We start from the raw sequence: 13,476 nt of genomic DNA, 5'->3' as shown, positions 1-13,476 counted from the left end.
CCTGGCCGGTACCTTGTAGCCGCTTCCCGAGACCTGATCAGTTGCGCGCTGCCGAGCGTTGCCACGTCGTGCTCGGAAATGAGTTGGCCCATCTGGAGGAGTTCGGATGAGCGAGACATCGCTGGGTACGCAATTGAGGGACGCACCGCCGACGTTCGTGCCGGTCGATCAGGTGACCGAAACGCGTCTCGTGCGGGTCGCCGGCTCCAGCCCCGACCACGTCAACGCGCTCGCGCAGTGCACCGACGACCTCCCGCCGATCCTCGTGCACCGACCGACCATGCAGGTGGTCGACGGCGTGCACCGCCTGCGCGCGGCCAAGCTGCGCGGGGACGCCACCATCGGCGTGCGGTTCGTCGACGGCACCGAAGAGGACGCTTTCATGCTGGCCGTGAGCGCCAACGTGACCCAGGGGTTACCGCTGACGCTGGCCGACCGCACCGCCGCCGCCTCCCGGATCCTCGCGTCGCATCCGCACTTGTCGGACCGTCTGATCGCGTCGACAGCCGGGTTGTCCACCAAGACGGTGGCCGCGATCCGGCGGTGTTCAACCGGGGAAATGACCCAGTTGAACGCCCGCCTCGGCCGCGACGGGAAAGTGCGGCCACTCGACGCCTCTCATGGACGCATAATTGCAAGTCGGGCGATTTCCAACAATCCAGACCTTTCACTGCGGGAGATCGCCCGAATTGCTGGAATATCGGTCGGCACCGCACGGGATGTCCGGGAAAGAATGCGCCGCGGCGAGGATCCCGTTCCGCTGCGGCACCGCCTTTCCGCCGGGCACCGCGCGGAAGACGCGGAAGGCAAGCCGCCGGGCAACAACACCGGCGGTGACAAGCGCTCCAACGGCACGCCCCGCGCCGAACGGGACCGGTTCCTGCTCTCGCTGCGCGCCGATCCTTCGTTGCGGTTCTCCGAGGTCGGCCGCGCGCTCCTGCGACTGCTCGACGCCAACACCCTCGACGCCGCGCAGTGGGACCGCCTCGCCGCCGCCGTCCCCCAGCGCTGGTCACCGGTCGTTGCCGACCTCGCCACGGACTGCGCGGCTGACTGGTCGGCGCTCGCCTGCCGGGTCCGCGACCAGCTCCGCGTCAGCGCGTGAGTCGGGCGCGCACGCAACCGCGATCGCCGCCGCCGCCTCGACCACCGCGAACAGCGCGACCACCGGGAGCAGCGCCGAGGATCCGCCGGTGATCGCGACCGCGACCAGCGGCCAGAAGCTGGAGATCGTGACGCCCACCTGGTAGGTCACGGCGATCGCGGAGAACCGCACCATGGTGGGGAACAGATCCACCAGGAACGCCGCCAGGCCACCGTAGATCGCACCGTGCGCAATGGTGAGGGCGGGGATGAACACCAGGGCGACCAGCGTCGGATCGCCCGAGGACAGCCAGGCGCCCGCCGGGATCATCGCCAACACCGCGACCGCGTAACCGAAGATCATGACCCGCCGGCGGCCGAACCGATCGGACAGCGCGCCGAACACCGGCAGCGTCACGCACTCTCCCAGGGCCGCGATCATCAGCCCGGTCAGCACGGTCGACCGCACCTCCGGTCCGGCCTCCGCCGCGTGCGCCACCAGGAACACGGTGAACATCGCGATCACCGACCCGGTGCCGAGCGAAGCGAGAATGCCGATCACCACGCGGCGCGGCCACCGCCGCAGCACCATGATCACAGGCACCCGTGCGGCGGGGCTCTCCGCCCGGCCACGTACGAACTCCGGTGTCTCCTCGACCCCCAGCCGAACCCAGATGCCGATGCCGACCAGGACGATCGACGCCAGGAACGGCAGCCGCCACCCCCAGGTCAGGAAGTCCTCCTCGGGCAGCTTGGAGATCAGCACGAAGGTCAGGTTGCTGCCGAACAACGCCACCGCGAAGCCCATCGCGGGCCAGCTGCTGAAGAAGCCCCGACGTCCGGGCGGGCCGTGTTCGGTGCTGAGCAGCACCGCGCTGCCCCATTCGCCGCCGATGCCGATGCCCTGCGCGATGCGCAACGTCACCAACAGGACCGGCGCGAGGACGCCGGCCGTCTCGTAGGTGGGCAGCAGGCCGACGCCGAACGTGGCGATGCCCATGACGAGCAACGTCCACACCATCATCGACTTGCGGCCCACCCGGTCGCCGAAGTGACCGAACAGCAGGCCGCCCAGCGGGCGCGCGACGAACCCGGCCGCGTAGGTGGCGAACGACGCGAGCACACCGCCGGCAGCCGACGATCCGGGGAAGAACAGCGGGCCGAACACCAACGCGGACGCCGTCGCGTACAGATAGAAGTCGTACCACTCGATGGCGGTTCCGATCGTGCTCGCGACCAGTACCCGGCGGACCGAACGAGGCGCCGGGGCCACCCCTGGCGCCACCCCTGGCGTCGCCCCTGATGTCACGCGTCCTCATCGGACACGAGGACCCGCCCGCCGAGCTCGTGGGGATCGGCGGCGAGGTCGTAGGCCCACACCCGCTGCCCGTCCGCCTCCCAGATCACCTTCCGCCCGTCCGCCCGCACCGCGTGCAGCGCCTTCAGGTCCGGGTAGTCGTCCGAGGCGGCGGCCCGCTCCTGCGGGAAGTAGGTCTCCGAGTACGCCTCGCGGGACGCCCCGGTGCCGTCCGCGAAGAACTCGGCCAGCGAGGCACCGTCCGACGACCGCGGGTCCAACCCGAGGTGGTCGAGCACCGTCGGCATGATGTCGACCAGCCGCACCTGGCTGTCCACGCTCGTCCCCACCGGCACCCCGGGGCCGCTGATGACCAGCGGCACGTGCTGCGTCGCGTCGAACAGCAGGCAGCCGTGGCCCTCCTCGTACGGGTGGCCGAGGTCACCGGCGTGGTCGTTGGGGTACCAACCGGCCAGGTCCTCGCCGTGATCGGAGAAGCACACCACCAGCATCGATTCGACGTCGTGGCCCATCTCGGCGATGCGGCGCAGCAGGAGCTGGACGTAGTGGTCGGTGTAGGCGACCTCGCCTTCGTACGGGTTCGCCACCTCGACGCCGACGTCCTCCGGCGGCTCGTACGGCCAGTGCGCGTCGAAGAAGTGCGCGAACAGGAAGAACGGGCCGCCGTCCAGCGACTCAAGCCAGCGGGTGGCGCGTTCGACCACCAGAGGCGCGCGCTTGAGCGCCAGCCCGCGCAGCTTCACGTCGCCGACCGACAGCGGGTCGCGGCCGTCCGGCAGCAGCGGGATCTCGTCGTCGTAGAAGTCGAACCCGCGGTCGATCCCGTACCACCGGTTCAGGCCGGGGCAGGACACCACCGCGCCGGTCGCGTACCCGGCCTCCGACAGGCACTCCGCCAGCGTCGGCACCCGCTTGTCCAGCGCTTCGCGGAACAGGTGCCTGACCCCGTGGCGGGGCGGCTGGAGCCCGGTGAACACCGTGGCGTGGCTGACCGGCGTCAGGGGGCACGAGGAGATCGCCTGCGTGAAGCTGACCCCGTTCGCGCGCAGCCGCTCCACTCCGGGGAACTTCCCCGAATAGGCCACGTCGGCGCGCACGGTGTCCAGGGAGATGAACAGGACGTTCGGCTGTTGGGTCACCGGGGATTCCTCTGCATTCCTCTGTCGACGCCAGCGGCACCGAAGGCTAACAACGGGCTCCCGGCGTACGACAACGACGAACAAGGCGACATGAACACCCGTGCCGAACAGCGCATCCCGCCAATACAGTTGCCTGGCGAAGCGTCCACGATCATGACGCGAGGGAGAATTCACATGGCGCGCAAGTTGTCCCTGGCCCTGGAGCTGTATGCCGACGCGAACGGCACCGTCGACCAGCGCTACATCGAGCAAATGCGCAATCAGGACTCCGAACCGGTGCCGACCGATCCTGCGCTGCCGAGGTTCACCCTCGTCGTCGGGCCCTCGCCGTTCACCATGCCGCGCGGTTGGGAGTTCTTCCTCACCTCACCCTACGAAGGTGCGACGTACATCTCGACCGTGCTGCACAACGCCGGATACCCGGTGCGCATCGTCGACGTCCGCTACACCCCGAACCCGCTGCAGGCCGCGTACGAGCAGATCGTCGAAGGCACCGACGTGCTCGGCATGTGCACGTTCGAGGACAACTTCCCCTTCTGCCAGGCGCTGATGGCGATGGTCCGCGAATCGCACCCGGAGATACCGATCATCTGCGGTGGCTCGCTGGTCACTTCCGTTCCGTCGGTGTTCATGTCGGACACCGCCTGCGACGTCGCGGTGATCAGCGAGGGCGAGATCACCATCCTGGAACTGATGGAGAGTTACGCCCGCGGCTCGTGGCAGCGGGACCTCCCGACCGTCAAGGGCATCTGTTACCGGGACGAGAAGGGAAAGACGCGCCGCACGCCGCCGCGCGGCCAGATGATGGACCTCGACGCGCTGCCCAGGATGCGGCTCGACCTGTGGCCCCAGTCGCGGTCGCCGCTCGGCATGCAGCCGCAGGTGATCTCGTCCTACAGCCGCGGCTGCAAGATGGACTGCTCGTTCTGCTACCGCACCACCCCGCAGGTGCGGGCGAAGTCGCCGGAGAAGATGGACCGCGACCTCGACTGGCTGAAGACCCAGTACGGCGTGGAGTTCTGCTTCTTCGTCGACCTCACCTTCAGCTCGCACCGCGGCCAGACCATCGAGATGTGCGACGTGATCTCCCAGCACGACCTGCGGTGGACCTGTCTGACCCGGTGCGCCGACATGGACGTACCGCGCATCGACGCGATGCGGGAGGCGGGCGCGGACATCATCCTGTACGGCGTCGAGTCGCTGGGCACCGACGTGTTGCGCGAGGCCCGCAAGGGCAGCAGCGAGAACCTGACCGTCCGCGCGATGCGCACCACGTTCGACGGCGGCGTGCGGTTCGGCTCGCTGCTCATCGTCGGTCTGCCGAACGAGACCGAGGAGTCCCTGTCGCACATGGTGCAGTTCGCCGAGCAGTACAACCACGTGACCCGGGTGAAGTACCTGTCGGCCATGCCCGGTACGACGGTGTACCAGGACGCGGTGCGGAACAAGGTGATTCGCTCCGAGGTCGACCACCTGAACTGGCTGTCGATCGAGCAGGCGCTGCACGAGGACGAGTTCCTGAACGTGAGCGGGCTGCCCGAGCAGGTCTGCCGGGACGCGTACAAGCGGGTGTACGACGCCTATCAGCCCGGCCCGGTGATGGACTTCCGGCACTGGCCGGAGCACTTCCAGTACTTCCACCCCCAGCCGGCCGACGGCACCGAGCGGTCGACGTCGTACGCCGGGACCGGCTGGCGCACGGAGTGGAGTTCCGCCGCCGCGCCACTGGTTCCCGGTTCCGAACGGTACACATTGGACAAGGTCGCCGACCCGGAGGTGGCCGCGGCCGGAAGCACCCTGATGGACTGCGGCGCGAAGAAGCCCGCGGTCGGGGTCTGATCGGTGTCCACTCAGGACGGCCCGATCCTGATCATCGGGACCGAGCGCTCCGGGTCGAACCTGCTGCGGCTGGTGCTCGACGCGCACTCGCGGATCGCGGTCCCGCACCCGCCGCACTTCATGCGGTACCTGTCCGGCATCCCGTACGACGGTGATGTCGACGCGATGGTGGGCGACGCGATGCGGTTGCTGCACCACCACATCCACCCGTGGCCGCACGCGATCGACCGGGCCGCCGTGACCGAGACTGCCGTGAGAGGGAAAGCGCCGTCGCTGTTCGGGGTGGTGTCGGCGATCTACGACCAGTACCGCGTCGCGGAGGGCGCGGCCCGGTGGGGGTGCAAGAGCACCTTCATGGTCGAGCACGTCGACGAGGTGCTCGCCGAACTCCCGGACGCGCGGTTCCTGTGGCTGGTGCGCGACCCCCGCGACGTGGCCGCATCGGCGAAGCGGGCCGTGTTCGGCCACTGCCACCCGTACCGGATGGCGCTGCGGTGGAAGGCCGAACAAGAGCTCGCCCGCGCGGCCCTGGAGCGGTGGGGGCCGGCAGTGGTGCACCTGGTGCGGTACGAGGACCTGGTGTCCGCACCCGACCGGGAGGTCCGGGCGATCTGCGACGTCATCGGTGAGACGGTCGAGCCCGCGATGCTCGCCCACCACCTCAGCGGCAACGCCCGGGTGACCGCGTCGCTGTCGGCGTCCTGGCGCACGGCGGGCGACCCCATCACCACGGCCCGGATCGGCGCCCACCAGCGGGGGCTGTCAGACAGGGAGCGACGGCAGGTGGAGAGCGTCACCGCGCCGGCGATGGAGACGCTCGGCTACCCGTTCGACGGGGCTTCGCTGGATGAACCGGCCCCTGGTCCGCTCGGCGTCGCGCTGCGCGGGTTCGCGGTGCGGCTGGCGGTGGAGACGCGATCGCTGCGCACCGACCGCAACCACTTCCGGCGCTGGCGGCGCGACGCCACCGTCCGCCGGCTGCGCCGCCGCGCGGCACCGGGCCGCGGCAAGGTTCAGGCAGGAGAGAGCAGATGAACGAAACGGGAAGCGTCCGCACGCACTTCGCCGACCGGGCGAGCACCTACGACCGGTCCAGTTCATGGTGCACCGACGACGCGCTCGGCGAGCTGATGCTGTCCACGGCCGCGCCCCGGCCGGGCGACGCGGTCCTGGACGTGGCGTGCGGCACCGGACTGGTCTCTGGGCTGTTCGCCGGGCGGGTGCGGCGGCTGGTCGGCGTGGACATCACGCCGGAGATGGCCGAGCAGGCGCGCGACGTACTCGACGAACTGGTGATCGCCCCGGCGGAGGAACTGCCGTTCGCTGACGGCACGTTCGACGTCGTGGTGTGCCGTCAGGGGATCCAGTTCATGACGCTGCCGGACGCGGTGCGGGAGATGGTGCGGGTGACCCGGCCGGGCGGGCGGGTCGTGCTGACCCACCTGTGCGCCTACGGGGACGACGACCGCGACGAGTACTTCGAGATCCTGCGGCTGCGCAACCCGGCCCGCCGGCACTTCTTCCGGCCCGGCGACGTCGAGGCCCTGCTCACCGACGCGGGGTGCGACCCGGTGCGGTCGCAGCGTTACGTGTCGGTGGAGGACGTGGACGTGTGGGCGGACAACGGCGCGATCGGCGAGGACGCGCGGGAGGCCATCCGGGACCGCTACGGGAGGGCGTCATCCGCGTTCCGCGCACGGCACGCGGTGGACGAGACGGACGGTCGGATCACCGACCACATGCTGTTCGTCGTCGCCTCGGGAACGAGGGTCTGACATGGAACCGGACCAGTCCCTCACCGACGGCGTACGGGCCGCGTTCCGCGCCGAGGCGGCCACCGCGGCGCGGTACGCCTACTTCGCACAGGTCGCCGAGATCGAGGGCCACACCGAGGCGGCCCGGGTGTTCGGCGAACTCGCCGAGAGCGTGGCCTGTGCCGCCCACGGGCACCTGGACGTGCTGCGCGACCTGCTGGGCGGCGACGATCCGGGCACCGGCCGCGCGCTCGGCGACACCCGCCGCAACCTCGCCGCGGCGATCAGCGGGGACCTCGGGGAGGCCACCGAACGCTACCCCGGCCTGGCGGCGCGGGCGCACACGGAGGGCGTGGCCGATCTGGCGAGCTGGCTGGAGGCCCTGTGCACGTTGAAGAAGACGCACGTGGACCGGCTGGAGCAGGCCCTCACCGGGCTGACCGAGCCGCGGTTCGCCGGGAACGGAGCGCCATGACCACCGACTACACCGCCGAGGCGATCACCGTCTACTCCGGGCTGGAGGCGGTGCGCCGCAACCCGTCGATGTACGTCGGGTCGACCGGCCCGGACGGCGCCCACCACCTGGTGCTCGAACTGGTCGACAACGCCGTGGACGAGGCCGCCGCCGGGCACTGCGGAGCGATCTCGGTGGAGCTGCACGAAGACGGCTCCTGCTCGGTCACCGACGACGGCCGGGGCATCCCCGTCGACCCGCACCCGGAGGCCGGGATCCCGGCGTGCGAACTCGTGCTCACCACGCTGCACTCGGGGGGCAAGTTCGACCACTCCTCGTACGCGACCTCCGCCGGGCTGCACGGCGTCGGCCTGGCCTGCGTGAACGCGTTGTCGCAGTGGCTGCGGCTGGACGTGTGGCGCGAGGGCGCCCACCACGGCGAGTCGTTCGCCAAGGGCTCGATCGAGACCCCGCTCAAGCGGATCGGCGACAGCGAGCGCCGCGGCACCCGGGTGTGGTTCCGCCCGGACCCGGAGATCTTCTCCTCCTGCGTGCTCGACGCGGACCTGGCGCACGCCCGGCTGCTCGACATCGCGTACCTGCACCCGGGCCTGCGGGTCGAACTCACCGACCACCGCACCGGGCGGCACGAGTCGCTGTGCGAGACGACCGGGGTGCGGGGCCTGCTCGCGTACCGCGCCCGCGACGCCGAGAAGGTGCACGCCGAGCCGGCCACCGTCACCTGGGCCGGGGACGGGTGCGTGATCGACGCCGCCGTCCAGTGGACCGAGGGGTACGCGGAGCAGATCTTCAGCTACGTCAACACCATCCGCACCGACCTGGGCGGGTCGCACGTGGACGCCCTGCGCAGCGCGCTGGCCGGGGTGGTGGCCGACCACCTCGGCCCGTCCGCGGACAAGATGACCGTGGTCGACATCCTGGAGGGGCTGACCGCGGTGATCGCGATCCGGATCCCGGACGCGCGGTTCGACGGCCAGACCAAACGCACCCTGCGCAACGACGACGCGGGCGCCCGCGTGTTCGACGTCGTCACCGAGCAGGTGCGGCGCGCGCTGGCGGCCGACCCGGAGCTGGCCCGCCGCATCGCGGAACGGGCCGTCGACGCGAGTCGGGCCCGGCTCGCCGCGCGGCTGGCCGGGCGGACGGCCCGCTCCCGGACCCGGGCCGTCGAGGTCGACTACGCGGTCTACCAACGACAGTTCGGGATCCGCTCGAAGGACTGGCACGACTCCTGCGCCTGGCTCACCGACGAGGACCTGCTCGGCAAGCACGCGGAGCTGTGCGCGGTGCCGCCGGACGCGCGGATGCTGGACGTGTGCTGCGGCAGCGGTGTCGTCGGCGGCGCGTTCCGCGGCCGGGTCGGCGAGATGGTCGGGCTGGACCTCACCCCGGAGATGGCCGCGCTCGCCGCCACCCGGCTGGACGTCGTGCACCAGGGCACCGTCTACGACCTGCCGTTCCCCGACGCCAGCTTCGACCTCGTGGTCACCCGGGAGGTGCTGCACCTGCTGCCCCAGCCGGAGCGTCCGGTGTCGGAGATCCACCGCGTGCTGCGACCGGGCGGGCAGTTCATCGTCGGGCAGATCGTGCCGTACTCGGACGTGGACGCGTACTGGATGTTCCGCGTGTTCAAGAAGAAGCAGCCACTGCTGTACCAGATGTTCCGCGAGGAGGACTTCCGGGCGTTGCTCACCGGCGGCGGGTTCACCGACGTGCGGATGGAGGAGTACTTCCTGTGGGAGTCGATCGACCGGTGGATCGACACCCACGAGACGACACCGGCGAACCGGCAGGAGATCTACCGCCTCTACTACGACGCACCGCGCGAGGTGCGCGCCGTGCACCCGTTCGAGGTGCTGCCGGACGGCTCGGTGCGCGACCGGTGGCGCTGGTGCGTGTACTCGGTGCGGAAGGCCGACCATGCCTAGCCGCACCGTGGATCGCCCGGTCGCCGAGGTCGTGCGCGGGCTGGAGGTGCTACGGCCGCTGCGGGGCACGCCGGTGCCGCACTTCTGCGCGAAGGTGCGCGACCTCGTCGTCGTCGCGTCGAGTTCACGGGGCGGGTCGAGCATGCTCGCCGAACTGCTGCGGTCCTCGCCGCACCTGCTGCACCTGCGCGGTGAGCTGAACCCGTTGCTGCGGCTGGTCGGCCTCGACCACCCGCACAGCGGCACCGGATCCGACGTGCTGGACGCGACGCACTGGCACGGGCTCCCGCCGGGGTCCCGGACGTTGTTCGAGGCGGAACTGGCACTGGACGCGGGCTCACCCGGCACCGGCGTGGAGAACCTGGCGGTGGACGCGGCGTGGCGGCTGGTCATGCAGTGGCCGGGGCTGGGCCTCGACCCCGTCGACCTGGTGCGGACCGCCGAGGCCGTACTGGACCCTGATCTGCCCCGGTTCGCGCGGGCGCTGATCGAGATGGCCGGCGTGAACCCGTGGTACTACGACCTGTCCGGGCAGTCACCGGGACCACGACCGGTCGGGCCGCCCGGTGACGTGCTGCTCGAAGAGCCGCCGTTCGTCCTCCCCCGCCCGTGGCGGCCCGCGGACGAACACGATCTCGCCACGAAGCCACTGGTGATCAAGACGCCGGGCAACGCCTACCGGCTCGGCTTCCTGCGGGCGGCGTTCCCGAACGCGCGCCTGCGGGTGCTGCACCTGACCAGGAACCCGGCCGCGTCGATCAACGGCCTGGTCGACGGGTGGCTGCACCACGGGTTCCACGCGTACCGGCTGGACGAACCGCTGCGCATCGCCGGATACGCCGACGTGCGACCGGCCGACCGACACTGGTGGAAGTTCGACCTGCCGCCCTGCTGGTCCGCGTACACCGCCGCCGCCCTGCCCCGGGTCTGCGCCCACCAGTGGTTGTCGAGTCACCGTGCGGTGCTCGCGCACGGGGCGGACCACACGGTGCGGTTCGAGGACCTGATCAGCGGTCAGCACGCCCGCGCGGACGCCGTCGAGCGGATCGCGGAATGGCTGGGGATCCCGTTCGACGGGCCGCTGAAGCGGGCCGCGACCGACGGCATCGCCGCCACCGTGGCCACCGCCGCACCACGCCCCGGCCGGTGGCGGGCGCGGGAGGAAGAGATCCGGTCCGTGCTGAGCGCCGACGTGCTCGCGATGACGGAGAGGCTTGGCTATGCCCGTGACGAACACTGGATCTGAGCTGAGCACCCACGGCGGCCCGGGGTGGGTCCCCCGGGTGGCGTCGCACGTGGACGAAGTCGCGGCCGGGGACGTGTGGGCGCCGTGCGGATACCGGTCGGAGACGGCCGCGCTGCGGTCGGTGCTGCTGGTCCGCCCGCCGGACAGCATCGCCGCGGTGCACCGGCCGGGGGCCTCGCTCATGCTCGGGCCGGTGGACCTCCCGGCGATGCGGGCGCAGTGCGACGCGCTGGCGGACCGCCTGCGGGACAACGGGGTCGAGGTGCACCTGACGTCGCCCGCGGCGACGCCGAACGTGGTGTTCGCGCGGGACCTGTTCTGGATGACCCCGGCCGGGGCGGTGCTGGCGCGGATGGCGTCGACGCAACGGGCCGGCGAGGAACGGCACGCCGCGCTCGCGCTGGCCGGGGCCGGGTTCCCGATCCTGCGCACGGTGTCCGGCACCGCCGTGTTCGAGGGCGCCGACGCGCTGTGGATCGACCCGTCGACGGTGATCGTCGGTACCGGGTTCCGCACGAACGCGGCCGGCGCCGCCGAGGTCGCATCGGCGGTCGCGGGACTGGGGGCGCGGGTGGTGACGGTGCCCCTGGCGCCGGGCGTACAGCACCTGCTGGGGACGGTCGTGTTCCTCGATTCGTCCACCGCCGTCGTCCACCGGGCGGCGACCCCGACCGAGTTGACGGCGCTGCTAGCCGAGTACGGCTACCGGGTGATCGCGCTGCCGCCGGACGACGAACTGCTGGTGCGGCGCGGGATGAACCTGCTGGTGCTCGCGCCGGGGCAGGTGCTGATGCCCGCGGGCTGCCCGGGAATCCGGCGGACGTTGGAACGGGCGGGTGTGGCCGTCGACGAGATCGACGTCGGCGAGTACCTGCGGGCGGCCGGCGGGATCGGCTGCGTGACCGGGGTGGTGCGCCGTGCGCACTGAGCGCCGGTCACTCGGCCGATTACTGGGGCGGGTACACCGTGGGGTCGTCCAACGGCACCTTCAGCCAGGAGATCATCTGCCGGAGCTGGTGGTACGCCGCGAGCCTCTGCTCGTCGGAGTCGGCCTCCTCCGCGGCGGCGATCGGCTCCCACAGGCGCGGCACCATCACCGGCCCGAGTTCGAGCAGGCCGCCGCTGCCGCCGGTGGCCCACTTCGCCAGCACGTACCGGACGATCGCGCCGACCGGGATGTCCAGGTTCCGGGACATCCCGCGCACGGTCTCCAGCGGATCGAGCAGCCCGTATTCGACCACCTCGGCCTTGAAGTTGGCATGCGGGTCGTCCGGTGGCCAGCACCGCTCCCACTGGCGCAGCCGAACCGCCGGCGTACCCGTCGCGTCGTAGGCCAGGTCATCCATGTCGCCGTCCATACCGCCAGCCTAAGGGCGGCACCGAGCTTGTCCCACCGGGCAAGAATGAACACCGAAATCAGGAGAGGAGTACCCATGAACGAGAACCTTCGTGAGGAGCAAGTCGCCCTCGCTACGGCCGACTCGGGCGCCGCGACCAACGGCACCGTCACGGTCGACGACGAGGCGATCCGTCACCAGCTGCGCAGCCTCGGCTACCGCATCTGACCCAACCGCCCCGGCCCTCCCGTGCGGGAGGGCCGGGGCGTCCCCACGAAGGAACGCGATCGCAGAACCCGCAGGCACAGCACCTTCGTCCGACGTTCGCGGTGGCCGCCGGGGTGCTTCCCCCCGCCGCGCCCAGCCATGCCGCTTCCACGCTCATCGTCGGCCAGCGCCGGGGCCACTCCTTCGTGATGGCCCTCCTGGCCCTCGTGGCCACCCCCGCCCCCGCCGGAGCGGCCGACGCGGCGCGGGACGCCCGCACCGACTTCACGGCCCAGGCCAGAAGCACGGGACTCAACCGCACCGCGGCAAAGAACCTCCAGGCCCGGGTCGACGGCTACTTGGCGAAGATGCCCGGAACGCAGGTCGGCGCCAACAAGATCCCCCTGGAGGACGGCGGTGAGCTCCTGCTCACGCTCCCCCGCGAGCGGAACGCCCGCGACCTCACCGCCCCGAACGCGGGGCTCGGCACGGCCGCCGGCTGGCCGATGACGAACTGCGCCTGTACACCTGCAACTACCGCACTTGCATCCCCTGGACCAGGGCCGGCTCCTGGATCAACAACCAGCGCTCCACCCTGTACGCCAAGTTCTACGACCGGAACGGCAACCTCGGCGAAGCGGCATACCCGATGGCCGTCGGGCGCGCAGCCCAGACGTAGCCCGCCGCGGTGATGGGGCGGATCCGGTTGAACGCTGTCCGCCCTTCATGAAGGCTGGCATCGTACGGAAGACGCTGAGCCGCGCCATCAGGTCGATGCCGAGGGCCATCAATGGCCCCGCCGGTCGGAGCCGGCACCCGGTCTTCACCAGGGTCGGCGGGGCCGACGGGGACGAACCCGGCTTTGGTCAGCGCCTTTTGGGACGCGACATTCTGACGGACGGTGGCCACTCACGGTGTGCGCAACCGATACTAGGCCGCGGCCCATTGACACGGCTCCCGGACGGTTGCGGTTGCCAGGCCTCGGCCGACGACGTGCCGCGTGACCCGGTAGCCGGAGCTCCGCAGCGTGGTCTTCGATGTCGACCGGCTCGAAGGCCAGGGCCGCCGGGGCATGACCGGCATGCAGCCGCTGCAACTCGGGCATCGCCCGAATCTACCCAGATGGTGCGAACCGCTCGGCGATCCGCAC

Annotated in this window: 12 protein-coding genes and 1 pseudogene; 9 read left to right on the top strand and 4 right to left on the bottom strand. The window is 71.0% G+C overall.

All coding sequences use genetic code 11. The annotated features are described in order from the left end of the window. Positions 1 to 106 precede the first annotated feature (106 nt). On the top strand, positions 107 to 1,105 hold the full coding sequence (locus tag ABZ842_RS33695) for a ParB N-terminal domain-containing protein (protein ID WP_361545714.1): 999 nt from the start codon (positions 107 to 109) through the stop codon (positions 1,103 to 1,105). Here the strand turns inward: ABZ842_RS33695 and ABZ842_RS33690 are convergent. Further along, on the bottom strand, positions 1,013 to 2,356 hold the full coding sequence (locus ABZ842_RS33690) for an MFS transporter (RefSeq protein ID WP_361545712.1): 1,344 nt from the start codon (positions 2,354 to 2,356) through the stop codon (positions 1,013 to 1,015). The genes ABZ842_RS33695 and ABZ842_RS33690 overlap by 93 nt on opposite strands. Positions 2,357 to 2,388: 32 nt before the next feature. Continuing rightward, the gene (locus ABZ842_RS33685; protein ID WP_361545709.1) at positions 2,389 to 3,540 is read right to left on the bottom strand and encodes a sulfatase-like hydrolase/transferase; all 1,152 of its coding nucleotides are present in this window, start codon (positions 3,538 to 3,540) and stop codon (positions 2,389 to 2,391) included. 174 nt (positions 3,541 to 3,714) lie between these two features. Between ABZ842_RS33685 and ABZ842_RS33680 the strand changes: the two genes are divergently transcribed. From ABZ842_RS33680 to ABZ842_RS33650, 7 genes are read left to right on the top strand one after another with little or no spacing between them, the layout of a single operon-like run. Then, entirely contained in the window at positions 3,715 to 5,379 is a 1,665-nt protein-coding gene (locus ABZ842_RS33680) for a radical SAM protein (RefSeq protein WP_361545706.1), read from the top strand. A gap of 3 nt (positions 5,380 to 5,382) precedes the next feature. Then, complete coding sequence (locus tag ABZ842_RS33675) at positions 5,383 to 6,414, top strand: sulfotransferase (RefSeq protein ID WP_361545704.1); 1,032 nt, start codon at positions 5,383 to 5,385, stop codon at positions 6,412 to 6,414. After that, positions 6,411 to 7,154: a methyltransferase domain-containing protein gene (locus ABZ842_RS33670; RefSeq protein ID WP_361545701.1), complete on the top strand. Its 744-nt coding sequence runs from the start codon at positions 6,411 to 6,413 to the stop codon at positions 7,152 to 7,154. The genes ABZ842_RS33675 and ABZ842_RS33670 overlap by 4 nt, the downstream gene beginning before the upstream one ends. Position 7,155: 1 nt before the next feature. Further along, complete coding sequence (locus ABZ842_RS33665; protein WP_361545698.1) at positions 7,156 to 7,608, top strand: rubrerythrin family protein; 453 nt, start codon at positions 7,156 to 7,158, stop codon at positions 7,606 to 7,608. Beyond that, complete coding sequence (locus ABZ842_RS33660) at positions 7,605 to 9,536, top strand: methyltransferase domain-containing protein (protein ID WP_361545695.1); 1,932 nt, start codon at positions 7,605 to 7,607, stop codon at positions 9,534 to 9,536. The genes ABZ842_RS33665 and ABZ842_RS33660 overlap by 4 nt, the downstream gene beginning before the upstream one ends. After that, entirely contained in the window at positions 9,529 to 10,782 is a 1,254-nt protein-coding gene (locus ABZ842_RS33655; RefSeq protein WP_361545692.1) for a sulfotransferase, read from the top strand. Before ABZ842_RS33660 ends, ABZ842_RS33655 begins: the two co-directional genes overlap by 8 nt. Next, positions 10,763 to 11,710 (top strand): arginine deiminase family protein, encoded by a 948-nt coding sequence (locus ABZ842_RS33650; protein ID WP_361545689.1) that lies wholly within the window; start codon positions 10,763 to 10,765, stop codon positions 11,708 to 11,710. Before ABZ842_RS33655 ends, ABZ842_RS33650 begins: the two co-directional genes overlap by 20 nt. A 19-nt stretch (positions 11,711 to 11,729) precedes the next feature. Here ABZ842_RS33650 and ABZ842_RS33645 read toward each other — a convergent pair whose 3' ends face one another. Further along, positions 11,730 to 12,140, bottom strand: a complete 411-nt coding sequence (locus tag ABZ842_RS33645; protein ID WP_361545686.1) for a DUF6027 family protein — start codon at positions 12,138 to 12,140, stop codon at positions 11,730 to 11,732. Positions 12,141 to 12,215: 75 nt separating this feature from the next. On the opposite strand from ABZ842_RS33645, the gene ABZ842_RS33640 reads away from it, so the two are divergent. Then, positions 12,216 to 12,347 carry a hypothetical protein gene (locus ABZ842_RS33640; RefSeq protein WP_361545683.1) on the top strand — a complete coding sequence of 44 codons (132 nt, stop codon included), beginning with the start codon at positions 12,216 to 12,218 and terminating at the stop codon, positions 12,345 to 12,347. Between the two features lie 801 nt (positions 12,348 to 13,148). Here the strand turns inward: ABZ842_RS33640 and ABZ842_RS33635 are convergent. Beyond that, a pseudogene (locus ABZ842_RS33635) lies at positions 13,149 to 13,431 on the bottom strand (GNAT family N-acetyltransferase); the annotation flags it as partial. Between the last annotated feature and the right edge of the window lie 45 nt (positions 13,432 to 13,476).

Source organism: Streptomyces sp. NPDC047315 (genome assembly GCF_040643215.1).
Taxonomy (GTDB): Bacteria; Actinomycetota; Actinomycetes; order Streptomycetales; family Streptomycetaceae; genus Streptomyces.
The sequence above is the reverse complement of the archived record's forward strand: the minus strand, read 5'-3'. Positions and strand labels throughout refer to the sequence as shown.